Genomic DNA, 26,960 nt, shown 5'->3' with positions numbered 1-26,960 from the left:
GTCGTCGACCTCGGAGATCACGTATGAACACCTCTCGACCTGGCGGCTCGACTCCCGACGGCGAGGACGACGAGCTCTTCGCTGCGGTGTCAGCAGCCATCTCGCGTCCGCCCCGCCGCGACAGCGAGTCGTTCGAGACCGAGCAGCAGCCGGAGATCGACCTGGACTCGGAACCGGATCAGGCGACGTCGGAGACCACGGCCTACGACGACCTCTTCGGGCCTGCGCCCGTGGGCCGGGGCAGCGATGCTGGCGACGGAAGTGACTTCACGTCCGGTGAGGACAAGCCGAAGAAGCGACGCTGGCCCGCCTACACCTTGTTGGGTGCAGCTGCCGTGCTGGGTGCGGCCTATGTCGGCGGGTACTTCCTGACCGGAGACCGCATGCCCGACGAGACCACGATCTCCGGCATCGACGTGTCCGGTCAGTCGCCTGAGGAGGCGCGTGCGACGCTCGTCAGCGACCTGACTCCGCGCACCGAGCAGCCGATCATGCTGACCTTCGAGGACACCGACTTCGAGATCAAGCCTGCCGATGCCGGTCTGGAGTTCGATCCCGACGCCTCGGTCGACGAGGCCGGTGGCGCGCGCAGCTGGGACCCGCGCGACATGTTCGCCCTGCTGGTGGGCGACAACCCCCACGACGCCGTGGTGTCGGCTGATTCTTCGAAGTTCAACAGCGTCCTTGGCACCCTCGGCGAGGCGGTCGACGTCGAGGTCGTCGAGGCGCAGATCTCCTTTCCCGACGCCAAGCCCAAGGCACGAGCGCCCGAAGACGGGCGAGCCGTCGACCGACCTGCCACCACTGAGGTGATCGAGGATGCCTTCGTCGCCGACGACGGCGAGGGCGAGGTCGTCACCAAGGTCCTGCAGCCCACGGTCGATCAGGCCGGGCTCGACGAAGCCATGGACGGCATCGCGGCGACGGCTGTCAGTGGCCCGGTGAAGCTGGAGGTCGGTGACGACACGGTCGACCTGCCCGTCACCGCGTTCGCGCCAGCACTCGTCATCCGGGTCGAGGACGGTGAGCTCGTCCCCTTCATCGATCCGGAGAAGCTGGCCGAGCCGCTGACCGACTCCACCACGGGCATTGGGAGCGAGGCGGTCGACGCCACCGTCAGGATCGAGAACGGCCAACCGGTCGTTGTTCCAGGGGAGTCCGGGGTCGGTCTGCAGCCCGAGGAGATGTCGACCAAGCTCCTGCCCGCCGTGCAGGCCACCGGCGACGACCGCACAGTAAGTGTCGAGGCCACGAAGGTCGATCCGTCCTTCACCACCGACGACGCCGAGGCGCTGAAGATCACCGAGAAGATCAGCGAGTTCGAGACCACCTTCCCGTTCGCGGAGTACCGCAACGTCAACCAGGGCCGTGCCGCCGAGATCCTCGACGGCACGATCGTGAAGCCGGGCGAGACCTTCAGCTTCAACGACACGGTCGGTGAGCGGACCGAGGCCAACGGCTTCACCACCGGCACCGTGATCAACGGTGGAGTGTTCCGCGAAGAGCTGGGCGGAGGCGTCTCCCAGACCGTCACGACCACCTACAACGCGGCGTTCTTCGGCGGCATGGATGACACCGAGCACCACCCCCATGCGTTCTACATCGATCGCTACCCGGTCGGGCGTGAGGCCACCGTGTACTTCGGCAACCTCGACCTGCGGTTCAAGAACCCCACCGACTACGGAGTCCTGATCCGCTCCTACATCGTGCCCAGCACACCGGGCAACAGCGGCGTGATGCACGTCGAGATGTGGAGCACCAAGATCTGGGACGAGGTCCGGGCCGGAGCGTCGGAGCGCCGCAACTTCCGCACCCCGGGCATCCAGTACGACGACTCCGACCGCTGCGTTCCCCAGTCGCCGATCCAGGGCTTCGACATCGACATCATCCGTACCTTCGTCAAGGACGGGCGCGACGTGAAGTCCGAGACCGACACTGCCGTCTACCAGGCTGCGGACCGGGTCGTGTGTGGTCCCAAGCCGTCGGAGGACGACGACGACTGAGCCCGGCGCTCCGCGTCAGACGGCGCTGTCCCTCGTGAAGAGCGGTGGGACAGCGTCCCATCCCGACCCTCGACAGGACGCAAAGTCACCGCCACCCGTGGCGATAGGACGCTAAGTCACCGCCCACCAGGCGGCTGCAGGTAGCGGTACTCGTGGTGGTCGATGAAGCCGAAGGGTTCGTACAGGGCGAGCGCGGCGGTGTTGTCGCGCATCGTCTGCAGGTAGGCCTTGTCGGCGCCGTGCTGCACGGCCCACGCCAGTGTCGTGGACACCAGGCGGGTGGCGACGCCCTCGCGACGCCGGTGAGGCAGCACCTCGACGGCGGACAGCCCTGCCCACTCGCCGGTCACCACGACCCGGGCGATCGCCTCGACCGGATGGCCCAGCTGAGCGAAGCCAGCCGTAGGTGGCCCGCCGATCACCGCGCGAGCAGCATCGGGTGCCTCGTCGATGCGCCCGTAGAGGGCCAGCCAGTCCTCGCTCAGGTCCGTGCTCACGGTGATCTCCGGATCCACGGTGTACGCGGGATCGAGGTCGGCCACCTGCACCACGGCGCCGGGGCGAGAGGCGTTGCCCGGTGTCCATCCAGCTGCGCCGAACGCCTGCTCGGCCGGGGACCCGACGACGACCTGGGCCAGGACCGGGGCGTCCCGGGCCGTGTACCAGGCCTGCACCCTCTCCATGGCGTCGTCGAGATCGACGCCGGGTGATCCGGTCGTGGCCACGGAGTTGGCGCGGCCGGTGAATCCGCCGGCCCAGCGCAGCTCCCACTCGCCCAGCGCCTCGGACTCGACCGGCGGCCACCCGCGGGACGTGATCTGGGTGAGGTGGTCGGCATCGACGTCGAGTGCTCGTCGCCGGCGCAGGGGACGATCCGGCACGGACTTCAGGGTCACGATCGAGGCCCGGTCCACTCGTTCCACCCGGCCGTCGCGACGCTCGACGACCAGGGCCGTCTCGTCGGCCTCCAGCAGCCGGCCGACGACATCGGTCATCTCGGCTCCACCACTGGGACCGGTGCGGCCGGTGCGGGATCGCACCACGATCCGGCTGCCGACCGCAGGATGAGGAGTCACCCGCACAGGCTCCCATGCCCACGATGCGGACCTGAGCGTCACCCGCGTGGTGGCGGGCGCGATACTGGTGGTGAGCAACGAAGGAGCCCCCCTGTGACGTATGTGATCGCCCAGCCGTGTGTCGACCTCAAGGACCTCGCGTGTGTCGACGAGTGCCCGGTTGACTGCATCTACGAGGGCAAACGCATGCTCTATATCCACCCCGATGAGTGTGTCGACTGCGGCGCCTGCGAGCCGGTGTGCCCGGTCGAGGCGATCTTCTACGAGGACGACACCCCGGGGGAGTGGAAGGAGTACTACGACGCGAACGTGCACTTCTTCGACGAGATGGGCTCACCCGGTGGAGCGGCCAAGCTCGGTCTGATCGATTCCGATCACCCGATCATCGCGGCGCTGCCTCCCCAGAACCAGGACCAGCACTAGCACCATGATCAGCACCAGATCATGAAGAGTGCGGGACGGTTTCCCGACTTTCCCTGGGACACGATCGCCGAGGCGAAGTCCCGCGCCCAGGCGCACCCTGACGGCATCGTCGACCTGTCGATCGGGTCCCCGGTCGACGACTCGCCCCAGCTGGCTCAGACAGCACTGGCAGCCGCGGCCAATGCCCCGGGCTATCCGACCGTCCTCGGCCCCGAGTCGTTGCGCCAGGCCGCTGCGGACTACCTCGCCCGCCGGTTCGGCGTGCAGGGACTGGACGCGTCCTCGGTGCTGCCGACGATCGGGTCCAAGGAGCTGATCGCCAACCTCCCGGCCCAGCTGGGCCTCGGCCCCGACGACCTCGTGGTCTTTCCCGAGCTCGCCTACCCCACCTACGAGGTGGGAGCGCGCTACGCCGGGTGCCAGGTGCTTGCCGCCGACTCCACCGTGGCCATCGGCCCGCGGACGCCCGCTCTGTTCTACCTGAACTCGCCGGCCAACCCGCACGGACAGGTGCTCGGGGTCGAGCACCTGCGCAAGGTGGTGCAGTGGGCCCGTGATCGCGGCACCCTCGTGGTCTCCGACGAGTGCTACCTCGAGTTCGCCTGGACCGCTGATCCGATCTCGATCCTCCACCCCGACGTGTGCGGCGACTCCCACGACGGCATCATCGCGCTGCACTCGGCCTCCAAGCGGTCCAGCCTGGCCGGATATCGCGACGCCTTCGTGGTGGGCGACCGGGCCGTCGTGCGCGAGCTGCTCGAGGTGCGCAAGCACCTGGGCTTCATGCAGCCGGCCCCGGTGGCCGCCGCCATGGAGGCCGTCCTGGGCGACGACACGCACGTCGACGCCCAGCGCGAGATCTACCGCACCCGCCGAGCCGCCCTCCTTTCCGCGCTGGAGAACGCCGGGTTCACGATCGAGCACTCCGAGGGTTCGCTGTATCTGTGGGCGACACGAGGCGAGAACGGGCGAGCCACCGTCGACTGGCTCGCCGACCGCGGCATCCTGGTCGCTCCCGGCGACTTCTACGGCGCCCGCGGGCGCGACTTCGTGCGGATCGCCTTCATGGCCACCGACGAACGCGTCGCCGCGGCCGCCTCACGCCTCGCCTGATCCAGAAGTACCGATGGTCGGAGAGAATTAGCGCTCTCGACCAGTAAGAAATCGTCTGGTAGTGTACCTGTGGTACACAACCAGACGGGAATCTTGGCCATGTCCGATACGCAGCTCAACAGCCGTCGGGTGATCCTGCCCTTCCTCGCCATCATGGTGGCGCTGAACATCGTCCTCCAGGTCGCGATCGCCTTCGCCGGTAGCGAGATCGGCGTCACCGCCTACCTGCTGACGGCCGCTGTTGCCGTGGTCTACGCGGTCTATCACTGGACCCACCGAGTGACGCTGTCGCAGATCCGCTTCGGACGCCTCGTGGCCCATCTGTGTGGGTTCCTCGCCGTCAACCTCGGCTTCCACCTCCACGCCGCGGTGCTGGTCTCCAGCAACGATGAAGCGATCCGCGGTGATGCGAGCTTCCCGATCGACGACCAGTGGTTCGGTGTCCTGTTCGGCATGTTTGTCATCTGGGGGGCGGGTCTGCTCATCCACCTGGCCGCGAGCATCGCCTCCCGCGGGTTTGAGGATCTTCATGCCTGACAGCGAGGAGGACGAGCTCGTCGACGAGCTCGTCCGTGCCTGGGTGGAGGTGCACAAGAAGAGCGCCACGACCGTGGTGCTGCTGCGATCTATCGCCGACGCCGCCCCGGTCGCCACCTCGGCCATCGCCGAGGCGCTCGCTGATCGGACCGGGTGGGAGATCACTGAACGAGGGCTCTACCGGACCCTGCGGCGCCTGCGGGGACTCGGACTGGTCACCGTCCGCGAGGAGCCAGGACACCGCACCGGTGCGCCCCGACACGTGTACGAGCTCACCGGCAGGGGCGACGACTATCTGCACCGCATCGAGGAAGCCCAGATCACCTGAGCATCCCGCCCGGAGCCTCGGGCGAGTCCCTAGTTGGTCGCGAATCGGACCACGGTCGAATCCGCCTCGGGGTCGGGCTGCCAGCCGTCAGGCGAGTCCTCGTCGGTCCAGAGACGACCGTCGAAGGAGATGCGGCTGATGCCGAGCTGCTGGGCGTTGCCCACCAGATAGTGCGCGATGCCCCAGCCCCGGGCCTCGACGTCGTCGGCGGCACCGTCGAGCTGGTAGGACCCCAGGTCGCCGTCGGCCTCGACGTCGATGTCGCCGAACGCGATCTGCAGCTGCTCGATGACGCGCTGGGTGCTGCCGACGCCGCCAGGATTGAACTGGCAGGTGAACGCCGCCGGACTGAAGCCTCGCAGTGACGAGGCCAGGGCGCGGGCATTGTCCTCGTGATCGGCGTAGGCCAGCGGGAACGCCGAGCGCTGCACCTGCTGGGCGGCGTCGGTGATCTCCAGCTCCTCGTAACCGTCGATCATCTGCAGCCCGTCGTAGAACGCCCCGATCGAGTAGACCGGGTCGAGGATCTCCTCCGGAGTTCCCCAGCCCTGCGAGGGTCGCTGCTGGAACAGACCCAGGGAGTCGCGGTCGCCGTAGTCGATGTTGCGGATCTTCGACTCCTGGAACGCCGTGGCGATCGCAATGGTCGTGGCACGCGGCGGAAGTCCCCGCTGCTGGGCCATGGCCGCCATCAGCGAGGACCACTGGCCCTGCTCGAGGTCGATCCTGGAGCTGACCTCGCCGACCTCGGCCGCGCAGTACTCGCCGCGCAGCGGCGTGCGATCACGCACCACGACGCCGAGCAGCAGGGTGGCGGTCACCAGACCGGCCAGCACGACCCACCGCAGCTTCATCGTCAGTTGGCGTGCAGAGACGCGTTGAGGTCGATACCGGTGCGCCCCTCGCGCGGCCGGGCCACGATGGCGCCGGACTCGCTGTCGGTGAGGAACAAGATGCCGTCCTGGCCGGACAACGTGGACGCCTTGACGACCGATCCGTCGGGCAGCGTGACCTTGGTGCCTGCTGTGACGTAGGTGCCGGCGGCCACGACGCAGTCGTCGCCCAAGGAGATGCCGATGCCGGCGTTGGCGCCGATCAGGCAGCGCTCGCCGACGCTGATCACGGCCGTGCCGCCGCCGGACAGGGTGCCCATGATCGAGGCGCCACCACCCACGTCGGAGCCGTCGCCGACGACGACGCCGGCCGAGATGCGTCCCTCGACCATCGCATGGCCCAGCGTGCCGGCGTTGAAGTTCACGAAGCCCTCGTGCATCACGGTGGTGCCCTCGGCCAGGTGGGCGCCGAGACGGACGCGGTCGGCGTCGCCGATGCGCACGCCGGTGGGGATCACGTAGTCGGTCATGCGGGGGAACTTGTCGATGCTGGTCACCTGCACGTGCAGGCCTGCAGCGCGCGCCCGCGCCCGAGTGAGCTCGAAGCCGGCCACGGAGCATGGGCCGATCGACGTCCAGACCACGTTGGTCAGCAACCCGAACACGCCGTCGAGGTTCAACCCGTGGGGCTGGACCAGACGGTGCGACAACAGGTGCAGACGCAGCCACGCGTCGGCAGCGTCGACCGGAGGAGCGTCGAGGTCGGCGATCTCCGTGTGGACCACCGTGCGGTGCACGGCGCGGATCTCGTCGGTCCCGGCCAGGGCCTCGAGGTCTCTGGTCTCCGGAGCGCCCGGCGCTGGCGAACCGAGACGGGGCTCGGGGTACCAGACGTCGAGCACGGATCCGTCCGAGGCGACCGTCGCGATGCCGGTTGCGTGTGCAGAAGTGTGTGTCGAACTCATGGGACCAACCTATCGACGCCGGTCACGAAGCCGGCAGACCATCGGCGGTGCACAGCTCACCGATGTCGGCGGTGCGGTCCTCCTTGATCAGGTCGAACATGGCCGGGGCGCGCTCAGCGTCCCAGTTGACCTCGAAGTCCTGCACCGGGACCGTGCAGTTCAGACCATTGCCGCCCATGGCGCCGGACAGCGCGAGGGCGAACCTGCCCAGCGAGATCGGCCCGACGTCCTCACCGATGGTCAGCGACTCGGCCGCACTCGAACCGACTCTCATGTAGCGCAACGGGTTGAGCACGGTCCACGGCGACTTCGCGGCCGAGCCGATGGAGCCGATCACCTCGCGCTGGTTCTGCACCCGCTGGATGTCGCCGGTTCCGAACGACTTGCGGTTGCGGGCGAAGGCCAGGGCCGTCGGCCCGTCGGCCTCCTGGCATCCGGCCTTGACGTTCAGACCCGAGTCCTGGTCGTCGACATCGTCCTGCGGGCAGATCTCGATGCCACCCAGGGCGTCGACGACGTCGACCAGCCCTCCGAACCCCACCTCCACGTAGTCGTCGACACGGATTCCGGTGTTCTGCTCGATCGTCTGCACCAGCAGCTTGGGGCCACCGAAGGCGTACGCCGCATTGATCTTGGTGCGGCCGTTGCCGGGGACGTCCACCAGCGAGTCGCGGGGGATGGACATCAGCAGCGTCGGACCGGATCCGGTGTGCAGCAGCATCATCGTGTCGGTGCGTCCGCCACCGGCGTCGCCCGTGGTGAGTCTCTCGCGCTCCTCCTCGCTGAGGTCCTCGCGACTGTCCGACCCGACCAGCAGGTACGTGGTGCCCGGTTGCTCGCCGGGTCGATCACCGCCCGGGTCGGCGTCGACCTTGTCGATGCGACTCCAGGCGTACAGCGGCACGGCGGCGAGGAAGACCAACCAGACCAGGACGATGATCCCCAGGACTCGCGGCAGCGAACGCTTGCGACGCGGTGGTCGACCGGCTCCGTCGCTCGAACGCCTGCCGGGAGGAGGCAGCTTCGGCGGGGGCAGGTCGTTGCCGCCGCGCGAGGACCGCGGCGGGGCCGATGCGCCAGCCGCCTGCTGCGGCTTCCCGTAGAGCCAGTCGTACTCATCGGGGGAGCGAGGATCGGACATGAGGTCGAAGGTACCGGAGACCATCTGACATCTGAGGCCACCTCTCGGCGCGCCCTCGACCTCAACTCGAGGGTTTGTGTGGATACTGAATCTGCCTCCGGGCATCCCCACTGATTTCTTCCCCACCGTGAGGACACCATGTCTGACGTTGCCGACGCCACGGCGCGCATCCAGTTCCGCCGAGGACTGACCCTGACCCTCATGACGCTCGTCATGCCCGGATCGGCCCAGCTGGTCACCGGGAACAAGAAGGTCGGTCGCATCGCCGTGCGGATCTGGCTCGGAGTGCTGGCGCTCGGCGCCGTGCTCCTGCTCGTCTCGATGGTGTCCCGTCGGGGCCTGTTCGTCCTCGCCACCAACTCCACCCTCCTGCACCTGGGCACGTGGTTGCTCATTGCCGGCGCGATCGCGTGGGTCGTGCTCATGCTCGACGCGTGGCGCCTCGCGCAGCCTCTGCGCATGGAGCGTTCGCACCGGCTCTGGATGACGGGTCTCAACTCGGTGCTCTGCTTCGTCACCGCCGGCACGATGTTGTTCGCGGCCCACCTGGTCAGCACCGGCAACTCGATGATCGGCACCGTCTTCGCCTCGGAGTCGTCCGAGGGCCCAGCGGACGGCCGCTACAACGTGCTGCTCCTCGGTGGAGACTCCGGCCCGGACCGCAACGGCGCGCGTCCGGACTCCCTGACGGTGGCCAGCGTCGACGCAGACACCGGCCGCACGGTGCTGGTGGGTCTGCCGCGCAACCTCCAGGACATCCCGTTCCCGAAGGGGACCGTGATGCACGAGCAGTTCCCCGACGGCTTCGACAGCTGCGAGGGCGACTGCTACCTCAACAGCGTCAACACCTGGGCCAACGATCACGCCGATCTGTTCCCGGCCAGCTATGGCGAGCGCCCGGGGCTCCTGGCCACCATGGACGCGGTGGAGGCGATCACCGGACTCGATCTCGCGTACTACGCGATGGTCGACATGAGCGGATTCAGCCAGCTGGTCGACGCTGTGGGCGGCGTGACGGTCGACGTCAAGGAGCGCACCGCGATCGACGGCATCGGCCGGCCGGTCAGCGGCTACATCGAGGCAGGGACGCAGAAGCTCACCGGCGACCAGGCGCTGTGGTACTCCCGGAGCCGGGTCGACAACGACGACTTCTCGCGGATGGGCCGCCAGAAGTGCGTCATGAATGCCATGCTGCAGCAGCTCAACCCCAAGGACGTGCTGCTCAACATCCAGAAGATCGCCGACTCCAGCAAGTCGTTGCTCGACACCAACATTCCCGGCGGCACCCTCGGCGAGTTCATGGATCTGGCGTTGAAGGCCAAGAGCCAGAAGGTCTCGACCGTCTCGCTGGTGCCGCCCGCGGTCTACACCGGCAATCCGGACTACGACAAAGTGCACTCGATGATCTCCTCGGCCGTCGACAAGGCCGAGGGCAAGAAGGCGCCGCCCCAGGCCGGGCTGCGTGCCGCCGAGCTGAAGGTTCCCGACGTGGGGGGCGAGGCCAAGGACCCCCGCAAGGACAACCAGAGCTCCGACCTGAGCGGTACCTGCTGAACGCGGTACCTGCTGAACCCATGTGCTCGGAAGCGTCGTTGGAGGCGCGGCCCTAGGAAGCCTCCGAGATACTGACGTGACCCCCTCCGCCGACTGATCCAGGAAGTCGATGTCCCCACAGATCGCCCGCAGTCTGGGGTTTCGGCGCGCCCTCACGCTCACGGCCCTGACCGCGGTGGCTCCCGGATCCGCTCAGGTCCTGACCGGGCGGCGCCGAGTCGGGTACTCGGCCCTGGCGATCTGGGTCCTCACGGTGGTGGGGCTGATGGTCGTGGTGTGGCGGGCGCGCAGCGATCTCGCCGGAACGATCGCCGCGGTGGCCGATGCGGACACGCTGCTCGTGGCCCGCTTCGCGATCCTCGTGCTCGCGGTCGGTTGGGTCTCGATGTTCCTCGACGCCTGGCGGAGCGCCTCGTCGGCACCCCTGGACCGGCCTCGCACCGTGGTGGTCGCAGTGCTCAACGTCGCCCTGCTCGCAGGTGTGGCCGGATCCGCGGCATACGTGTCGCAGGTGCTCGGGGTGTCCCGGGAGGTCGTCACCCAGGTCTTCGACGACACCGAGACCTCAGAGGCACTGGAGGGGCGCTTCAACATCTTGCTGATCGGTTCGGACTCCGGCGACGGCCGTTTCGGCATTCGGCCCGATTCGCTCACCGTGGCCAGCATCGACGCGGACACCGGGCGCACCGTGCTCGTGTCGCTGCCGCGCAACCTGGAGAACGTGCCGTTCCGGGACGACTCGCCGATGCAGGACCTGTATCCCGACGGTTTCAACTGTGGCGACGAGTGTCTGCTCAACGCGGTGCACACCGTGGTCGAGGAACGCACCGACCTGTACCCGGGAAGCGAGGATCCGGGCCTCGATGCGACGATCGACGCCGTCGAAGGCGTCACCGACCTGACCATCAACTACCACGTGATGGTCAATCTTGGCGGCTTCAGCTCGCTGGTGGACGCGGTCGGCGGGATCGACATGGACATCAAGGCGCCGATCGCGATGTTCGGCCAGGACGACGCCTACAAGCAGGAGTACATCAAGCCCGGCGTCCAGACGCTCGACGGAAACCAGGCGCTCTGGTACGCCCGCAGCCGGGTGCAGTCCAACGACTTCACGCGCATGGGCCGCCAGAAGTGCCTGATGTCGGCCATGCTGGAACAACTCAGTCCGCAGACCGTGCTGCTCAATGCGTCGCGGATCGCCGACTCCAGCAAGAACCTCGTCAGCACCGACATCCCGGCCACCGAGCTCGGGCAGTTCGCAGACCTGACCCTGAAGGCGCGCGGCAAGCAGATCAGCTCAGTCTCACTGGTGCCGCCGGTCGTGAACACCTCGTTCCCGGACTTCGACGTCATCCACCAGCTGATCGCCGACGCCATCGACGGTCCCGTCGCGCCGACCGCCACCCCTGATTCGACTCCCACTCAGGAGGACCCGGGCACTCCCAGCCCCAGCCCTGAGGCGGGCGAGCCCACCGACGACGACCTGGGTGACGCGGCGAACAACGCCGACGACCTCAGGTCGATCTGCTGACCGCGTCCTCCTGAGCGGCGATGCCGTCGCCGGCGCCAGCCTCGCCCGTCGCGTCGATGACCAGCGAACCCCGACCGGCGCACGCCGACACGATCAGCGCCGCGTCTCGGGCGATGCTGCCCGGTTCGACCAGCAGACGCCGTGAGTCCGGCCGTGCGGAGGCCAGCAGCTCGGCATGGGTCGCGACGGCGTCGGAGGTGTCGAGGGCGGGCCAGGTCGCGGCGGGCGGGTCGAGCGCGAGGAAGTGGTCGCCCTGACCGGGCACCTCGACGGCGAGATCGGCGAAGCCCTGGGGAGGATCGATGAACGGACCACCCAGCGGCCGCAGGGCCGTGGCCAGACGCACCGGTTCGTCCGCGTCCAGGTCGGGGCCGGTCACAGCGATCGAGGCGTCGTGGTCGACGACGACGGCCCCGACGTTCCACACCGACAGCAGCCACACGAAGCGCTGCCAGTGTGTCGGCAGTGCGAGTCGAATCCGGGTGCCCGGTTCCACCTCGAGCTCGTCGATGAGCAGGTTCGAGGTCTTCGCCACCCAGTTGGCCGTCGTGGTTCCACTGAGCTCGACACGCTCGCCACCTGGGCCGTAGTAGGTGATCAGTGGGGCTGCGGGATCGACGATCGCGGGCAGCAGCCGGTCCAAGGTGTCCATCAGGCCATGCTAGATCCCGGTGCAACACGCCGAGCGAGTGACCAATGTCAAGGTTCGGCTTGACTTGTGCGTACGGGAGGCGTGTAATTCCATTCATGTCATTCGATCTGGGTCTGCCGCTGGAATCCGATGAGGAACTCATGTGGCAAGAGCGCGCGCTGTGCGCTCAGACAGATCCCGAGGCGTTCTTCCCCGAGAAGGGCGGTTCCACGCGCGAGGCCAAGCGTGTGTGCCTGACCTGCGACGTTCGCGGTGAGTGCCTCGAGTACGCCCTGGCGCATGATGAGCGGTTCGGCATCTGGGGCGGTCTGTCCGAGCGCGAACGGCGCAAGCTCAAGAAGCGCGCCTGACCTCACCTGTCGTCCTCTGTAGGCTCGCCGGGTGATTGACCCTGCCCAGACCGACGATGCGCGAAACGACGATGCCGTAGCCGATGATGCGCAGGCCGATCATGCGCAGAGCTGGACGCACGACCCGCCCTCGGTGGCCGTGGTCGTCGTCAGTCACAACGGCGCGGTCTGGTTGCCGAAGGTCCTCACGTCCCTGACCGGCATGGTGCACGCTCCAGACGTGTGGCGTGCCGTCGACGTCGCCTCCACCGACGGCAGTGGTGAGCTGCTGGCCAGCTCGTTGGGCAGTGAACGTCTGCTGCGTGCACCCAAGGGCACGGGGTTTGGTGGGGCCGTGCAGCTGGCGGTCGACGCGATGCCGCGCACCGAGTGGTTGTGGCTGTTGCACGACGACAACGCGGTGCTCCCCACCACCTTGGCAGCCCTGCTCGACGTGGCCACCTCGGCCGACGACATTGCGGTGGTCGGGCCCAAGATTCGTGAATGGCCCTCCTTGCGCCGCCTGCTCGAGGTCGGTCTGACGATCACCGGCACCGGAAACCGGGAGACCGGTCTGGAGACCGGCGAGCCCGACGCGGGTCAGCACGATCGCTCTCGCGACGTGTTGGCGGTCAGCTCCGCCGGCATGTTGGTGCGGCGCGAGGTGTGGGACGAGCTGAGCGGTTTCGACGCCGACCTGCCGCTGTACTTCGACGACATCGACTTCGGGTGGCGGGTCGCCCGCGCGGGGCATCGCACGGTGACCGCGCCACAGGGCGTGCTGTTCCACGTCGAGGCCTCGACCCGACGAGTGCGCCGTCGTGCCGCCGGTGATCAGCCGGTCTGGGAACGCCGTCGCGCCGGCATGTTCACGTTGCTGGCCAACGCCGGTCCTGTGCTCGTGTGGTGGCAGCTCGTGCGACTGCTGTTCGGATCGGTGCTGCGTGTCGTGGGCCTGCTCGTGGCCAAGGATCCCGAGGCTGCCGGCGACGAGCTGCTCGCCGTGCGGTCGACCTACGCGCATCCCCTGAAGCTGGTGCGCGCACGCCGACGTCGCGCCCTCACCGCTCGTCGGTCCAATCGGACGATTCGGGGCCTGTTCGCCTCGCGCTGGCTGCCGTACCAGCACGGGTTCGACGCCATGCGTGAGGCAACCGCGGCGATCGTGCGACCCGAGACGGTCGAGACCGTGGGTCGTCGATCGAGCCTCGAGAACACGCCGGCCGAGGTCGACGATCTCGACGACGGCCCTCCGTTGCTGCAGCGGCGGCCCTGGTTCGTCACGGTGGTCGCGCTCGGTCTCCTCTCGTTGATCGCGTCGCGCACGCTCCTCGATGGGATCTTCAGCGGGGGCCTGTCCGGAGGTGCTCTGCTGCGGGCGCCCGACACCGCAGGCGGGTGGTGGTCATTGATGGTGGGCGGTGAGCGCAGCCTCGGATTGACAGCCGACGCCGAGTCCCCGATCTTCTCCCTGCTCCTCGCCGTGGTCGCGACGCCGGTCTGGTTCGCCCCCGACCTGGTGGTCTCGACGTTGATGCTGTTCGCGGTGCCCCTGGCCGGACTCGCAGCGCACCGGTTGGGACGTCAGATCACCTCCGACCGCTCAGCACGCATCGTGTGGGCGGTGACCTATGGCGCGGCCGTGGCTGCCGTCGGCGCGGTGCCGGCCGGGCGCCTCGGCACGGTCGTGGCCCTCGTGGTCGTCCCCATCATCGTCAACGTGGGCTGGCAGGTCGTCGCGGATCCGACGTGGCAAAGAGCCCTGAGACTCGGCATCTGGATCGCGGTCGGGGCAGCCTTCGCGCCGGTCGTGCTGGTGCTGTCGGTGCTGGGCCTGGCGGTGCTCTGGTTCCGTGAGGGTGCCCGCATCGGTCGTCATCTCGCCCTGTCCCTGGGCGCTGCGTTGCTGCTCCTCGGTCCTTGGCTGTGGGCTCGTGCCCTGGTGCCGTGGCGCTGGTGGTGGGAGGCCGGCCGTCCGGTTCCCGGCGCGGAGAGCGTGCTCGACATCGTGGCTGGTCGCGCAGGCGATCTCCAGGCTCCGTGGTGGTTGAGCGTCCCGTTGATCCTGCTCGCCGTGGCAGCACTCCTGCCGCAGCGGACCCGCCCCCACGTGATGACGGCGTGGGCCCTGGGGCTGATCGCTCTGGCGGTGGCCCTGCTGGGGCATGTGATGTCCTTCGAGGCCGCGGTCGGTCGCACCGACCTGGCGCCCTGGGTGGGCGTGCCGAGCGTGCTGTGGCTCGCTGCGCTGGCCACGGCCGTGCTGCTGGCCATGCCTGAGCTCGGAGGCATGCGGCGCCCGCTGTCCACAGTGCTCGCCGTGGCCGCGCTGGTCCTTCCGGTCGGCGTCGGTGTCTGGTGGCTCCTCGACGGAGTCGACGGACCACTCGACGCCGCGGCCGCACCCTCGGTGCCGGCCTTCCTCGCCGATCGCCCCGGTTCCACCGTGGTGGTGGTCGGGTCAGCCGACGAGGGTGTCACCTATCGCACCGTCACCGGTGGCGGTGCGTACCTGGGTCAAGAAGCCTTCGCGCCGTCGGCCGACGAATCGACGCCCGTGACCACGGCGCTGCAGAACCTGGTGGCGCGCGCCACCGACGACGACATCGAGGTACTGGCTGCGGCCGGCGTCGATGCCATCTACCTGCCTGACGCCGATCCGGAGCTGGCTGGCCGCATCGACGCAGCTCCGCTGCTCGAGCAGTCCGGCACCGACGAGGCCGGGTCGCGGGTCTGGACCCTGGCCGTCGATCCCGACCTGACGCCGACCGACGTGCCGTGGTGGCGTCAATTGACGTCAGTGCTGCACGTCTTCGTCTGGCTGGCGGCGGTCGTGCTGGTCACCCCCGTGCGACGTCGTGCTGAGTACGGTGAACAGGTGGACGACGACGAGCAGGCTCCCTCAGACCTGACGCTGCAGGCGGATCGCTCATGACGCGATCGCTCCTGACCCGGGCCTGGCCCGCGCTGCTGCCCGGTGCGGCAGCCGTGATGGTCCTGGTTGCTTCGCTGGTGCCCGGTCGCTCCGACGATCCGGCACCTGCGCAGTCGGTGGATGTCGTGGAGACGTCCTACGCCTGCCCGGCCGGACGTGGCACCACGGTCGGTGCCGGCCAGGTTCGCGCCGGGGACGACCGGTCGGTCCGGGTGTTCCCCGAGGACGCCGATGCAGAGGCCGCGACAGCGATGTCCGACCCGGGCGCCTGGACCACGTCGGAGTTCGACGCCGAAGGCGTCGTCGTCACCGAGACGGGGCAGGGGGCCGCGGCGAGCGGGCACTTCGGCCGCGTCGCGCCGGATGATCAGGGCGGTGGGCTCGCCGTGGGACGTTGTCCCGGAGTGGCCGACGATGCGTGGTTCCTCGGAGCGGGCTCGGGTGGACGCCACTTCTCGACGCTGGTGCTGAGCAACCTGTCCTCGGCTCCAGCCGTGGCCGACGTCGAGCTGTGGGGCACGGAGGGTCCGATCGACGCGGTCGAGGCTTCGGGCATCACCCTTGACGCCTACGAGGTTCGTCGTCTGCCCCTGCAAGATCTCGCCGCCGGCGAATCGGTCCTCGGGCTCGAGGTCCAGCGCACACGAGGAGCACTCTCGGCGACCGTGCTGGACCGCTTCACGGCGGCGCCTGCGGGTAGCGAGACGATCGGATCGGCCCAGGCGCCCCGCCGGGATCAGATCATCGGCGGCGTCGATGGCGGTGCAGAGGACAAAGAGCTGATGCTGCTCAACCCCGGCGACCAGACGGCGCGGGTGGACATCGAGTCGCTCGGCGCCGACGGCACCTTCCCCGTCGAGGACCTGCAGGACCTGGTCGTCGAACCCGGGGCGTACGTCGAGGTCGATGTGCCGGACTCGGTCGGGTCTGGTCCGCAGGCCTTTCGGGTCGTAGGCGATCAGCCGGTCGCGGCCGGTCTGCGGGTGCGTGCGAACGACACCGACTATGCGGTGTCCGAGACGACGCCGGCCCTGGACGGCTCGGCCGTCGTCCCGGTCGACCTGGGCTCGGGGGTCACGGCTCCCCAGCTGCTGCTGACGGCGCCGGACCGCGCTGCGTCGGTGGACGTCGAGGTGTTCGATGCGCAGATGACCTCGTTGGGCTCGAGCAGCGTCGACGTCGACGCCGGCACGACCCAGAGCGTCCGAGCGGTGCCGGAGGGAACCTCTGATGCCGCCTACGTCGTGGTGCGGGGAACGGGCGATGTCGTGGCCGCAGCCAGCTACAGCGGCGGTGACCGGATCAGCTCGCTCGCCGTGGTGCCGACGCCGGTGTCGGTGGCCGCTCCCGCCGTTCGCCCAGCCGACGGCTGACATCAGGTTCTGCCGACGGCTGAGGTCAGGTTCTGCCGACGGCTGACATCAGCGGGGGTCGAGGTCCTCGGGCCGTACCTGCCAGACGGCCGCCAGCTGCTCGATCAGCACCGACCACGTCATGGCGTGCAGCTCGGTCTCGGTGGCGCAGCGCCCGCTGATCGGTAGACGGAACACGACCACCCGGGTGGTGTCGCCGTGGCGACTGACGACGCTCGCGGGCACCTCGTCGGTCCACTCGGGCGGCAGGTGCGGACCTTCTTCGACGACCACCTCGATCGCATCGGACTCGGCCCGGAAGGCGGGGCCGAGCGCTGTGACGATCTCGCCGACCAGCAGGTCGAACTGCTCGCGCGCGCTGGTCTGCACCGGTACGCCGGTCGGTGACAGCGGCCCCGGCAGTGCCAGGGGACCGCGGCGGCCGCGTCCACGACGATCGCGCATCCGCCCGGGGCGCGGGCCGGTGATGAGACCCTGCCAGTCCGCGCGCATGCGGTGAGCCTACTGCGCAGACGTGGACACCTGGTCTAGCCTCGCCACGTGGGTGAGGCGAGACGGTGCACGCGATCGGCGTGCTCGGCGAAGGCAGTGGCGACGCTGACCTACGTCTATGCAGACCAGACCGCGGTGCTCGGGCCGCTCGCGACGTACGCCGAGCCGCACACCTACGACCTGTGCGCAGATCACGCGAGTCGGATGTCCGCCCCGCAGGGCTGGAACGTCCTGCGTCTGGCCCCGGACCCCGCAGACGCCGAGCCCAGCCACGACGACCTCTTGGCGCTGGCAGATGCGGTCCGCGAGGCGGGACGACGTCCGCCGGTGGAGCCCACTGGCCCGCCGACCTTGCGGATCGTGCGCGAAGACCCCCGATGAGTGACACATGATCGACGCCCGACCGATCGACCCCCGACTGGCCGACATCGTCAAGGCCTACGACGTGCGCGGTCTGTCACCCCAACAGCTCGATCCCGCCATCGCTCGAGCGCTGGGCGAGGCGTTCGCCGACGAGGTCGGGATCGCCGGCGTGGGTCAGGTCGTCATCGGACACGACATGCGGGAGACGTCCCCGGGCCTCGCGGCGGCGTTCGGTGACGGCGTGCGGGCGCGTGGCGCCGACGTCGTCGAGATCGGGCTCGCCTCGACCGATCTGCTGTACTTCATGTCTGGCGACCTGGATCTTCCCGGTGTGATGATCACCGCCAGCCACAACCCGGCCGCGTACAACGGCATCAAGCTGTGCCGATCAGGCGCACGTCCCATCGGCCTCGACACCGGCCTGTCAGCGATGGCCGTGGCTGCCTCGCCGCTGCTTGATCGCGAGGAGCTCCCGCCCGTGCTGGGTGCCGTGGAGTCCCGCGACGGCCTGGCGCGCTATGCCGAGTACCTGCACCGACTCGTGCCGGTGCCCACGGGGCGGCGACTCAGGGTCGTGGTCGACGCGGGCAACGGCATGGGTGGCCACACCGTGCCCACCGTGTTCGCCGATCTCGACGTCGACCTGGACCCGCTGTACTTCGAGCTCGACGGCACGTTCCCGAACCACGAGGCGAACCCACTCGATCACAGCACCTTGGTCGATCTGCAGGACCGTGTGCGGTCCACGGGCGCCGACCTGGGGCTGGCCTTCGACGGCGATGCTGATCGCTGCTTCGTGGTCGACGAGCAAGGAGAGGTGGTCTCACCCTCGGCGATCACGGCACTGATCGCCGCTCGCGCCCTGGTCCAGCATCCCGGCGCCACGATCCTGCACAACGTGATCTGCTCGAGGGCCGTGACCGAGATCGTGGCCGAGCACGGCGGCACCGCAGTGCGCACGCCGGTCGGTCACTCGTTGATCAAGGCCGAGATGGCCCGCACCGGAGCGGTCTTCGGGGGCGAGCACTCCGGTCACTTCTACTTCAAGGACTTCTTCGGTGCCGACTCCGGGATGATCGCCGCCCTCCACGTGATGGCCGCCCTGGCCGAGACGAGGCACAGCATCAGCGACCTGATGCAGCAGTACGAGCGGTACCCCTCCTCGGGCGAGATCAACAGCACCGTGCGCGACACAGAGGGAGCGATGGCCCAGATCGCCGAGCACTACCGGGATCTGTCGCACGACCGCCTCGACGGGCTCACGGTCACCGCTGACACGTGGTGGTTCAACGTGCGGGCGTCCAACACCGAGCCGTTGCTGCGGCTCAACGTCGAGGGCGATGACGAGCCCACCATGGCACGTGTCCGCGACGAGGTGCTCGACCTCATTAGGCTCGATCTCACTACGATGGACTCATGAACCTCGACCCCGCGCTCCTGGAGATCCTCGTCTGCCCACAGTGCCGCGCCACCCTCGCGGTCGATGACGATGCGTCCGAGCTGGTCTGCAGCGCGTGCGCCCTGGCCTACCCGGTGCGCGACGACATCCCGGTCATGCTGGTCGACGAGGCGCGGCCGGTCGCCTGAGGCGGTTCAGGGGATCTCACACGTCGTCAGGTCGCCTTGGTGGAGGGAGCCCCGGTAGGGTGGGAGCATGGATTTTGACGTCAAGGACCTGACCCTCGCCGATTACGGCCGCAAGGAAATCGAGCTTGCCGAGCACGAGATGCCGGGCCTGATGGCCATGCGCGAGCAGTACGGCGAGGCCAAGCCGCTCTCCGGCGCCCGGATCGCCGGCTCGCTGCACATGACCATCCAGACGGCTGTGCTCATCGAGACGCTCGTCGATCTCGGTGCCGACGTGCGCTGGGCGACCTGCAACATCTTCTCGACCCAGGATCACGCGGCCGCTGCCGTCGTCGTCGGTCGTGACGGTACTCCCGATGCGCTCACGGGCACCCCGGTCTTCGCGTGGAAGGGCGAGACGCTCGCCGAGTACTGGGACGAGGCCGAGAAGGTCTTCGACTTCACCGACGAGCACGGAGCCGCATGCGGCCCCAACGTGCTGCTCGACGACGGCGGCGACATCACGATGCTGCTGCACCTGGGCGTGGAGTACGAGAAGACCGGCAAGGTCCCCGCGCAGGACAGCACCGACAACGAGGAGTTCAAGGAGGTGCTGCGAGTCCTGGCCCGTTCGGTCGCCGACAAGCCGCAGCACTGGACCACCATCTCCAAGGACATCAAGGGCGTCTCCGAGGAGACCACCACCGGTGTCCTGCGCCTGTACGACCGCTTCCGCGAGGGCACGCTGCTGTTCCCGGCCATCAACGTCAACGATTCGGTGACCAAGAGCAAGTTCGACAACAAGTACGGCTGCCGTCACTCCCTGATCGACGGACTCAACCGCGCCACCGACGTCATGATCGGCGGCAAGGTCGCCGTCGTGTGTGGCTACGGCGACGTCGGCAAGGGATCCGCGGAGTCGCTGCGCGGCCAGGGTGCTCGCGTCATCGTCACCGAGATCGATCCGATCTGCGCCCTGCAGGCCGCCATGGACGGGTTCGAGGTCCGCCGCCTGGAGTCGGTCATCGAGACCGCCGACATCTTCATCACGACGACCGGCAACTTCGACATCATCACGGTCGAGCACTTCCAGAAGATGAAGCACCAGGCGATCGTCGGCAACATCGGCCACTTCGACAACGAGATCAACATCGCCGGCCTGGCCAAGATCCCGAACATCATCAAGGACGAGATCAAGCCCCAGGTCCACCAGTGGATCTTCCCCGAGGAAGGCGGCAAGCCCGGCAAGAAGATCATCGTGCTGTCGGAGGGTCGACTGCTCAACCTGGGCAACGCGACGGGTCACCCGTCGTTCGTCATGTCCAACTCCTTCACCAATCAGGTCCTGGCGCAGGTCGAGCTCTACACGAAGGCCGACGACTACGAGCTCGGCGTTCACGTGCTTCCCAAGCACCTCGACGAGGAGGTCGCCCGCCTGCACCTCGATGCCCTCGGCGTCGAGCTCACCGAGCTGACCAAGGAGCAGGCCGCCTACCTCGGCGTCGACATCGCCGGACCGTACAAGTCGGATCTGTACCGCTACTGAGAACCGCATGAGCTATCGCAGCAAGCGCGACCGCGTCCTCGTCGTCGATGACGACGCCTCACTCGCCGAGATGGTCACCATCGTCTTGGCGAGTGAGGGGCTCACCACGTCGGTGTGCCGGAGCGGCGACCGCGTCATGGCCGAGTTCGCAGCCTTTCGGCCCGACGTCGTCCTGCTGGATCTGATGTTGCCCGGTCTCGACGGCATGAGTGTGTGCCGCCAGATCCGGGCGACGTCGGCGGTGCCGATCATCATGCTGACCGCCAAGGCCGACACGCCCGACGTGGTCGCGGGACTCGAGGCCGGGGCCGACGACTACCTCACCAAGCCGTTCAAGAACAGCGAGCTCGTCGCTCGGATCCGCGCTCGGCTGCGCCGCGCCGACACCGTCCAGGGCACGGTCGAGTTCGGCGACATCGTCATCGACCCGGCAGCTCACACCGTGACCCGCAAGGGCGAGTCGCTGGAGCTGACACCGCTGGAGTTCGACCTGCTGGCGTGCCTCATCAGCGACCCCAGCCAGGTGTTCACCCGCGAGGTCCTCCTGCAGAAGGTCTGGGGCTACCACCACCCCGGCGACACCAAGCTCGTGAACGTGCACATGACGCGGCTGCGATCCAAGATCGAGGACGACGCCGACGATCCGCAGGTCATTCGCACCGTACGAGGAGTGGGCTACCAGGCGATAGCCCCGTGAAGGTCGACCCGTGAGAGCCGACCGGTGAGACGCCTGTGGCGTCGGTCGCTGTCGACGCGCGTCGTGGTGAGCACCCTGGTGCTCAGCGCCCTCGTGATCGGTTTCACCGGGTGGGCGCTGTTGCGTGACGTGGCCGACGGCCTGGCCGACAGTCGCCGCGAGGTGGCGGTCGCCGAGGCGCGCTCCGGCTTCGCCTACGCCCAGGGGCAGCTCGACTCGGCCGTCGACACCGAGGCCGCGCCACAGTCGGAGTCGCTGACCCAGATGGTCGACTCACTGACGGTGGCGCGTGGCACCACCCGCACCTATGAGCTCGTGCTGCAGGGGCCGTTGTCCGGCGAGCGGTCGCCGGGCCCCGTGCGGTCCTCATCGGGCGTCTCCATCGCCTCCCTCCCACCGGGGCTCGTCGAGACCGTGTCCTCCGGCGACGGCACCTACTGGCAGTTCTCGGACCTCTCCCTGAGCGACGCCAACGATCGCGAGGCGGCGGTGGTGGTCGGTCGGCAGCTGCGGGCTCCGGGCACGGGCGACACCTATGCGCTGTACTACCTGTTCTCCATGCAGGACCAGCAGGCCAACCTCACCCTGATGCGCAACGCCCTGCTGCTGGGCGGACTGGCCATGGTGCTGATGGTCGGCGGAGTGGCCGGGCTGGTCTCGCGCCAGGTGCTCGATCCGGTGCGGATGGCCCGACGGATCGCCGAGCGGTTCGCCGGCGGCAACCTCGAGCAGCGCATGCATGTCAGCGGCGAGGACGACATCGCGCGGCTGAGCACCTCGTTCAACCAGATGGCGGCGAGCCTGCAGCAGCAGATCCGCCGGCTCGAGGACCTCTCGCGCCTGCAGCAGCGGTTCGTCTCTGACGTCTCCCACGAGCTGCGCACACCGCTGACCACGGTGCGGATGGCCAGCGAGCTGCTGTACGACTCCCGAGGCGACTTCGACCCGCAGACGGCCCGTTCGGCCGAGCTGCTCAAGGTCGAGATCGACCGCTTCGAGTCCTTGCTGTCCGATCTGCTGGACCTCAGTCGATTCGATGCTGGTGCTGCGCAGCTGGAGCTCGAACCTCTCGACCTCGCCGAGGTCGCCCGACGATGTGTGGACCACCCGCTGCTGGAGCGCGCGGGCATCGCGGTGCAGCTGCAGGGCGTCGACGCGCGTGTCCCGGTCATGGCTGATCCCCGTCGCATCGATCGCATCGTGCGCAACCTGCTGGCCAATGCGGCCAAGTACAGCCAGTCGTCGTCGATCCTCATCACGGTCGCTCAGAACGAGGACACGACCTCGTTGTCGGTGCGCGACTACGGCGTGGGCCTCGACGAGGACGAGCACCTCCGGGTCTTCGACCGCTTCTGGCGGGCTGACCCGGCGCGGGTGCAAGGCGGCACCGGCCTGGGGCTGTCCATCGCTCGCGAGGATGCTCTGCTGCACGGCGGCACCCTGAGCGTGTGGGGTCGTCCCGGTGAGGGCGCCGAGTTCACCCTGACCCTTCCCCAGCAGGTCGCCGCCGAGATCGTGGAGGTGCCTCGATGACGGCGGCTCGACGCACGCGGCCGCATCCGATGGTGATGGTGCTGCTCGCAGTCGTGATGACCGCCGGCGGATGTGCGGCGATCCCCACGTCCGGACCGGTCTCAGAGGTCCCGGACGACCGCGGCATGGGGCAGAGCACCGTGCGCTACTCGCCGGCGCCACCGGTCGACGGCGCGTCGCCGGGTGAGGTCGTCCGCGGTTATCTCGACGCCATGCTGGCCTATCCGCCGTCGACGCGCACGGCAGCAGCCTTCCTGACTCCCGACGCGGCCGAGTCGTGGGAGCGGCAGAGTGGGGTCACCGTGTATCGCGATGCGAAGGTGGCCTCCCAGCCCGAGGGAGTAGCGGCCGAGCAGAGGATGCGGGTCGGGGTCGATGCCATGGAGACCGGGCGCCTCGACCTCGAGGGTCGCTACGACGAGGGTCGCGGGGTCCGCAGCACCGGGTACACCCTGGAGCGGTCCGACGGGCAGTGGCGCATCTCCGATCCCCAACCCGGGCTGATGGTCACGGCCAAGTTCTTCGCCGACTACTACCGACCCTTCAACCTGTACTACTTCGATCGGCCGGCCCGTCGGCTCGTGCCGCAGCTGGTGCATCTGCTGGTCGACGACCGACTCGCCGCAGCCCTCGTCACGGCTCTCGCACGTGGTGGCGACGACGAGCTCGAGCAGACACGCACCTTCGTCCCCCAGATCGACGACCTGCGGGCCACGGTGCCGGTCGACGATGGCGTGGCCGACATCGGCTTCACCTCCGAGGTGGCCGACGAGGCCGACGCGGGACGGCTGTCGGCTCAGATCATCTGGACGCTGCGCCAGGTTCCCGGTGTGGAGGCGGCGCGGATCTCTGCAGGGATAGGACCGATCCAGCCCAGTGGATCAGCGCGGCAGCCCATCTCGTCGTGGCAGGAGTTCGGAGCGTCCGAGGCCAGCGGAACCGTGTACGCCCTGCAGGGTGATCGCGTCGTGGAGATCGATCAGGCTGATGTCACGGCGATCGACGGCCCGTGGGGCGAGGGGACCGACGGGGCGGTGGGTGCGGCCGTCAGCGAGGACCGCGTGGCTCTGGTCGACTCGTCGCGCTCGACCGTGCGCATCGCGCAGCGCACGGGAGACGTCGAGCTCACGATCGACGGTGAGGACCTGATCGATCCCATCGTCGATGCGGACGGCGACTTCTGGCTGGTGGACCGTCCGGGTGGGGTCACCCGGGTTCGCTCCGTGACGCCGGGGCCGTTCTCGCGGGTCCGTGAGGTCGAAGCACCTGAGCTGGCAGATCTGCAGGTACGGTCCTTCGAGGTCTCCGCAGACGCCTCGAGGTACGTGGTGACGGCGGGGGTCGGGGAGTCGACCACAGTTCGGGTGGGGCGGATTGAGCGAGGTGAGGACGATGCGGTGACGAGGCTGTCGGCTCCGAGCCGCCTCGACGCGGCGGTCCGATCAAAGCAGTCTGCCGTGTGGTCGGACGCCTCCCGGGTGTCCTATCTGGCGAGCGGAGGGTCGGGGGTGCAGGTCAAGACCGTGCTGATCGATGGCTCCTCGGCGTCGGCGAACCTCCCGGGCGGCCGGGCCATGCTGTCCGACGTGGGGGCCAACCGATTGGTGGTCTCCTCCGGGCCGGACCAGTCCAGCTACATCACCGACCGGAGTGGACAGCTGTGGTACCTGACAGGGTCGGGTTCGTGGAACCAGGTGGACGACGAGTTCTCGTACCGCAGCCTGAACCTCGCCCGGTGAGCGTCCACAGGCCGTCGGCGGGCCGCTGACACCAAGCTCGAGCGGCGACATGATGAAGCGGTGCGTCCACTCGTCGCAGCAGCTGATCTGTTGATCGGTGCGGCCTGCCCGGCCTGCGGTGCGCCCGCTCTGGCGGTGTGTGCTGAATGTCTGGACCAGATGAGACCCGCACCCGTCCTCGTCGAGGACGTGCAGCACGCGCACGACGTGACGGTGGTGGCGGCGGGGTGGTACCGGGCCGGGCTGAGGCACGTCGTGGTCGACTGGAAGGAGCACGGACGATTTCCCCTGACGGCGGTGCTCTCGCACCACCTGGCGCTGTCAGTCGCGGCGCTCGTGGGGGAGTCCAGCCAGGTCGCGCTGGTGCCGGTGCCCACGTCCTGGCCGGCGCGCTGGCGTCGCGGCGACGACCTCGTGAGATCCCTGACGCACGCTGCGGCGCAGCGGTTGCAGACCACGGGGTGCCACGCCGCAGTGCGCACCGTGGTGGGTCGCACGCGTCGTACGGCCGATCAGGCGGGGCTCGGAGCGCAGGACCGAGCCGGCAACCTCGCAGGTGCCTTCCTGCTGCGTGGCTGCCCTGCTCCACCTGCCCAGGGGGTGCCCGTCGTCGTGGTGGACGACGTCGTGACCACCGGGGCGACGATCGCCGAAGCGATCCGGGCTCTGCGTGCCGGAGGGTGGCAGGTGGTTGGTGCTGCGACGGTGGCCGCGACACCCCCGCCGGGTCGTCGTGCATCCGTGCTGGAGTGACGGTCAAGTTCGTCCTCGGGCACCCGCGACCTATGGTGCATTGCTCATCGGAGGACTAACGTCTTGTCATTACCTGACGTCCCCCGAGGAGTTCCGATGGAAATTGTCGTCAACGGTCGCAACAGCGAGATCTCTGAACGTTTCCGCGAGCACGTCGAGGACAAGCTCCACCGGCTGGACAAGTTCGACGCCCGGCAGCGCATCCAACGCGTCGAGGTCGAGGTCACCCACGAGTCCAACCCTCGGGTGCACGAGAAGGCTGCCCGCGTCGAGATGACACTGCGTTCGGCCGGGCCCGCCGTGCGGGCCGAGGCTGCCTCCACCGATCAGCACTCCGCGCTCGATGCCGCGATCGACAAGCTGGAGTCGCGCCTGCGTCGTACCAACGACCGGCGCCGCATCAGTCATGGCAAGCACACTCCGCAGTCCGTCGCCGAGGCCACCGCAGATCTGCCGGTCGCCTTCCTCGAGGACGACGACGCCCCGGCGGTCGCCGACGAACCGACCTCGCCGATCGAGTCGGAGGGCGACTGCCCGATCGTGGTGCGCGAGAAGACGCACGAGGCGGCACCGATGACCCTGGACCAGGCCCTGTACGAGATGGAGCTGGTGGGTCACGACTTCTTCCTGTTCATGGAGAAGGACTCGATGCGCCCGAGCGTGGTCTACCTGCGCAAGGGCTACGACTACGGCGTCATCCATCTCGACGTGGCCCAGCTCGACGTGGCCCAGTGAGACGAAGCGTCTCAGGACTCGGTTGGTCCGCTGTGTTGACCGTCGGCTCTGGCATGATCTGACCGTGGCCTCAGCTCCCGGCAGCATCCGAGTCCTCCTGGTCGACGACCAAGAGCTGTTCCGCCGAGGTGTCAAGATGGTGCTCGGCGCCGATGACGATCTCGAGCTGGAGGAGTGCGACGACGGCGACGCGGCTCTCGAGCTGGTGGCCGACAATCCCTTCGACATCGTCCTGCTCGATGTGCGCATGCCAGGTCGCAGCGGGGTCGACACCTGCGCGGCGATCAAGGAGATCGCGCCGACCACTGGGATCATCATGCTCACGGCCAGCGACGAGGAGTCGGACCTCTACGAGTCCATCCGCAACGGTGCGTCCGGCTACCTGCTCAAGGATGGCTCCACCTACGACCAGGTCGCTGAAGCCGTGCGACTGGTGGCCTCGGGGCAGTCGCTCATCAGCCCCAGCATGGCCACCAAGCTGCTCGAGGAATTTGTCACGATGTCCAAGAGTCCGGCGCCGGCAACCAACCTCACGCCGCGTGAGCTCGGCGTGCTGCGGCTCGTGGCGCGCGGGATGAGCAACCGCGAGATCGCCGAAGAGCTGTTCATCAGCGAGAACACGGTCAAGAACCACATCCGCAACATCTTGGAGAAGCTGCAGATGAAGTCGCGCATGGAGGCGGCCATGTTCGCGGTGCGCAGCAAGCTCGTCGACGATGTGCCGTAGGCGTCAGGACGCACGG

The 26,960-nt window shown here is 68.4% G+C and carries 26 protein-coding genes; 20 read left to right on the top strand and 6 right to left on the bottom strand.

The genetic code is table 11. The features are described 5' to 3' along the window. Positions 1-23: 23 nt before the first annotated feature. Positions 24-2,003 (top strand): VanW family protein, encoded by a 1,980-nt coding sequence (locus tag ACHAA3_RS01310; RefSeq protein ID WP_435707125.1) that lies wholly within the window; start codon positions 24-26, stop codon positions 2,001-2,003. A 116-nt stretch (positions 2,004-2,119) separates the two neighbouring features. Here ACHAA3_RS01310 and ACHAA3_RS01305 read toward each other — a convergent pair whose 3' ends face one another. Beyond that, positions 2,120-3,079: a GNAT family N-acetyltransferase gene (locus ACHAA3_RS01305; protein WP_435707124.1), complete on the bottom strand. Its 960-nt coding sequence runs from the start codon at positions 3,077-3,079 to the stop codon at positions 2,120-2,122. Positions 3,080-3,172: 93 nt separating this feature from the next. Between ACHAA3_RS01305 and fdxA the strand changes: the two genes are divergently transcribed. From fdxA to ACHAA3_RS01285, 4 genes are all read left to right on the top strand, one after another. Further along, positions 3,173-3,502, top strand: a complete 330-nt coding sequence (gene fdxA / locus ACHAA3_RS01300; RefSeq protein WP_435707123.1) for a ferredoxin — start codon at positions 3,173-3,175, stop codon at positions 3,500-3,502. A 21-nt stretch (positions 3,503-3,523) separates the two neighbouring features. Next, positions 3,524-4,615 (top strand): succinyldiaminopimelate transaminase, encoded by a 1,092-nt coding sequence (gene dapC, locus ACHAA3_RS01295; RefSeq protein WP_435707122.1) that lies wholly within the window; start codon positions 3,524-3,526, stop codon positions 4,613-4,615. Between the two features lie 99 nt (positions 4,616-4,714). Next, positions 4,715-5,152, top strand: coding sequence for a hypothetical protein (locus tag ACHAA3_RS01290; RefSeq protein WP_435707121.1), 438 nt, complete (start codon positions 4,715-4,717; stop codon positions 5,150-5,152). Continuing rightward, complete coding sequence (locus ACHAA3_RS01285; protein ID WP_435707120.1) at positions 5,145-5,480, top strand: PadR family transcriptional regulator; 336 nt, start codon at positions 5,145-5,147, stop codon at positions 5,478-5,480. The genes ACHAA3_RS01290 and ACHAA3_RS01285 overlap by 8 nt, the downstream gene beginning before the upstream one ends. 29 nt (positions 5,481-5,509) lie before the next feature. On the opposite strand, the gene ACHAA3_RS01280 is transcribed toward ACHAA3_RS01285, so the two are convergent. Genes ACHAA3_RS01280 through ACHAA3_RS01270 form a run of 3 tightly spaced genes read right to left on the bottom strand, consistent with a single transcriptional unit; the run spans position 5,510 to position 8,419 of the window. Further along, positions 5,510-6,334: a hypothetical protein gene (locus ACHAA3_RS01280; RefSeq protein WP_435707119.1), complete on the bottom strand. Its 825-nt coding sequence runs from the start codon at positions 6,332-6,334 to the stop codon at positions 5,510-5,512. Between the two features lie 2 nt (positions 6,335-6,336). Further along, positions 6,337-7,278, bottom strand: coding sequence for a 2,3,4,5-tetrahydropyridine-2,6-dicarboxylate N-succinyltransferase (gene dapD, locus ACHAA3_RS01275; RefSeq protein WP_435707118.1), 942 nt, complete (start codon positions 7,276-7,278; stop codon positions 6,337-6,339). A gap of 22 nt (positions 7,279-7,300) precedes the next feature. Beyond that, positions 7,301-8,419 (bottom strand): LCP family protein, encoded by a 1,119-nt coding sequence (locus ACHAA3_RS01270; RefSeq protein WP_435707117.1) that lies wholly within the window; start codon positions 8,417-8,419, stop codon positions 7,301-7,303. Positions 8,420-8,557: 138 nt separating this feature from the next. Between ACHAA3_RS01270 and ACHAA3_RS01265 the strand changes: the two genes are divergently transcribed. Both ACHAA3_RS01265 and ACHAA3_RS01260 read left to right on the top strand, forming a co-directional pair. Beyond that, positions 8,558-9,973: an LCP family protein gene (locus tag ACHAA3_RS01265; protein ID WP_435707116.1), complete on the top strand. Its 1,416-nt coding sequence runs from the start codon at positions 8,558-8,560 to the stop codon at positions 9,971-9,973. A 109-nt stretch (positions 9,974-10,082) separates the two neighbouring features. Next, positions 10,083-11,504, top strand: a complete 1,422-nt coding sequence (locus tag ACHAA3_RS01260) for an LCP family protein (protein WP_435707115.1) — start codon at positions 10,083-10,085, stop codon at positions 11,502-11,504. Here ACHAA3_RS01260 and ACHAA3_RS01255 read toward each other — a convergent pair. Next, complete coding sequence (locus ACHAA3_RS01255) at positions 11,488-12,156, bottom strand: TIGR03089 family protein (RefSeq protein WP_435707114.1); 669 nt, start codon at positions 12,154-12,156, stop codon at positions 11,488-11,490. The genes ACHAA3_RS01260 and ACHAA3_RS01255 overlap by 17 nt on opposite strands. A 95-nt stretch (positions 12,157-12,251) precedes the next feature. Between ACHAA3_RS01255 and ACHAA3_RS01250 the strand changes: the two genes are divergently transcribed. Genes ACHAA3_RS01250 through ACHAA3_RS01240 form a run of 3 tightly spaced genes read left to right on the top strand, consistent with a single transcriptional unit; the run spans position 12,252 to position 16,793 of the window. Next, positions 12,252-12,506 (top strand): WhiB family transcriptional regulator, encoded by a 255-nt coding sequence (locus ACHAA3_RS01250; protein WP_435707113.1) that lies wholly within the window; start codon positions 12,252-12,254, stop codon positions 12,504-12,506. Positions 12,507-12,537: 31 nt separating this feature from the next. Further along, positions 12,538-15,420, top strand: a complete 2,883-nt coding sequence (locus ACHAA3_RS01245; protein ID WP_435707112.1) for a glycosyltransferase — start codon at positions 12,538-12,540, stop codon at positions 15,418-15,420. Next, the gene (locus tag ACHAA3_RS01240) at positions 15,417-16,793 is read left to right on the top strand and encodes a DUF5719 family protein (RefSeq protein ID WP_435707111.1); all 1,377 of its coding nucleotides are present in this window, start codon (positions 15,417-15,419) and stop codon (positions 16,791-16,793) included. Before ACHAA3_RS01245 ends, ACHAA3_RS01240 begins: the two co-directional genes overlap by 4 nt. 48 nt (positions 16,794-16,841) lie before the next feature. Here the strand turns inward: ACHAA3_RS01240 and ACHAA3_RS01235 are convergent, their stop codons facing one another. After that, positions 16,842-17,285 (bottom strand): metallopeptidase family protein, encoded by a 444-nt coding sequence (locus tag ACHAA3_RS01235; protein WP_435707110.1) that lies wholly within the window; start codon positions 17,283-17,285, stop codon positions 16,842-16,844. A gap of 48 nt (positions 17,286-17,333) precedes the next feature. Here ACHAA3_RS01235 and ACHAA3_RS01230 point away from each other — a divergent pair, with 48 nt between their 5' ends. The 10 genes from ACHAA3_RS01230 (at position 17,334) to ACHAA3_RS01185 (ending at position 26,944) form a co-directional block, all read left to right on the top strand. Next, a complete protein-coding gene (locus ACHAA3_RS01230; protein WP_435707109.1) occupies positions 17,334-17,666 on the top strand; it encodes a DUF3499 domain-containing protein in 333 nt (110 codons plus the stop codon). Between the two features lie 7 nt (positions 17,667-17,673). Continuing rightward, positions 17,674-19,068, top strand: coding sequence for a phosphomannomutase/phosphoglucomutase (locus tag ACHAA3_RS01225; RefSeq protein WP_435707108.1), 1,395 nt, complete (start codon positions 17,674-17,676; stop codon positions 19,066-19,068). Next, positions 19,065-19,235: a Trm112 family protein gene (locus tag ACHAA3_RS01220; protein WP_435707107.1), complete on the top strand. Its 171-nt coding sequence runs from the start codon at positions 19,065-19,067 to the stop codon at positions 19,233-19,235. Before ACHAA3_RS01225 ends, ACHAA3_RS01220 begins: the two co-directional genes overlap by 4 nt. 67 nt (positions 19,236-19,302) lie before the next feature. Next, on the top strand, positions 19,303-20,760 hold the full coding sequence (gene ahcY, locus ACHAA3_RS01215) for an adenosylhomocysteinase (protein ID WP_435707106.1): 1,458 nt from the start codon (positions 19,303-19,305) through the stop codon (positions 20,758-20,760). A gap of 7 nt (positions 20,761-20,767) precedes the next feature. Then, positions 20,768-21,457: an MtrAB system response regulator MtrA gene (gene mtrA, locus ACHAA3_RS01210; RefSeq protein WP_435707105.1), complete on the top strand. Its 690-nt coding sequence runs from the start codon at positions 20,768-20,770 to the stop codon at positions 21,455-21,457. Positions 21,458-21,481: 24 nt separating this feature from the next. Beyond that, positions 21,482-22,990 carry an MtrAB system histidine kinase MtrB gene (gene mtrB / locus ACHAA3_RS01205; RefSeq protein ID WP_435707104.1) on the top strand — a complete coding sequence of 503 codons (1,509 nt, stop codon included), beginning with the start codon at positions 21,482-21,484 and terminating at the stop codon, positions 22,988-22,990. Beyond that, positions 22,987-24,729, top strand: a complete 1,743-nt coding sequence (locus ACHAA3_RS01200) for an LpqB family beta-propeller domain-containing protein (RefSeq protein WP_435707103.1) — start codon at positions 22,987-22,989, stop codon at positions 24,727-24,729. Before mtrB ends, ACHAA3_RS01200 begins: the two co-directional genes overlap by 4 nt. Positions 24,730-24,789: 60 nt before the next feature. Then, positions 24,790-25,482, top strand: coding sequence for a ComF family protein (locus ACHAA3_RS01195; RefSeq protein WP_435707102.1), 693 nt, complete (start codon positions 24,790-24,792; stop codon positions 25,480-25,482). Positions 25,483-25,578: 96 nt separating this feature from the next. Beyond that, complete coding sequence (gene hpf / locus ACHAA3_RS01190; protein ID WP_435707101.1) at positions 25,579-26,217, top strand: ribosome hibernation-promoting factor, HPF/YfiA family; 639 nt, start codon at positions 25,579-25,581, stop codon at positions 26,215-26,217. 64 nt (positions 26,218-26,281) lie between these two features. Beyond that, positions 26,282-26,944, top strand: a complete 663-nt coding sequence (locus tag ACHAA3_RS01185) for a response regulator (protein WP_435707100.1) — start codon at positions 26,282-26,284, stop codon at positions 26,942-26,944. Positions 26,945-26,960: the final 16 nt, after the last annotated feature.

The sequence above is a fragment of the Aeromicrobium sp. CF3.5 genome (assembly GCF_051262695.1).
Taxonomy (GTDB): Bacteria; Actinomycetota; Actinomycetes; order Propionibacteriales; family Nocardioidaceae; genus Aeromicrobium.
Note: the sequence above shows the minus strand (reverse complement) of the source record. Positions and strands in the feature narration are given on the sequence as shown.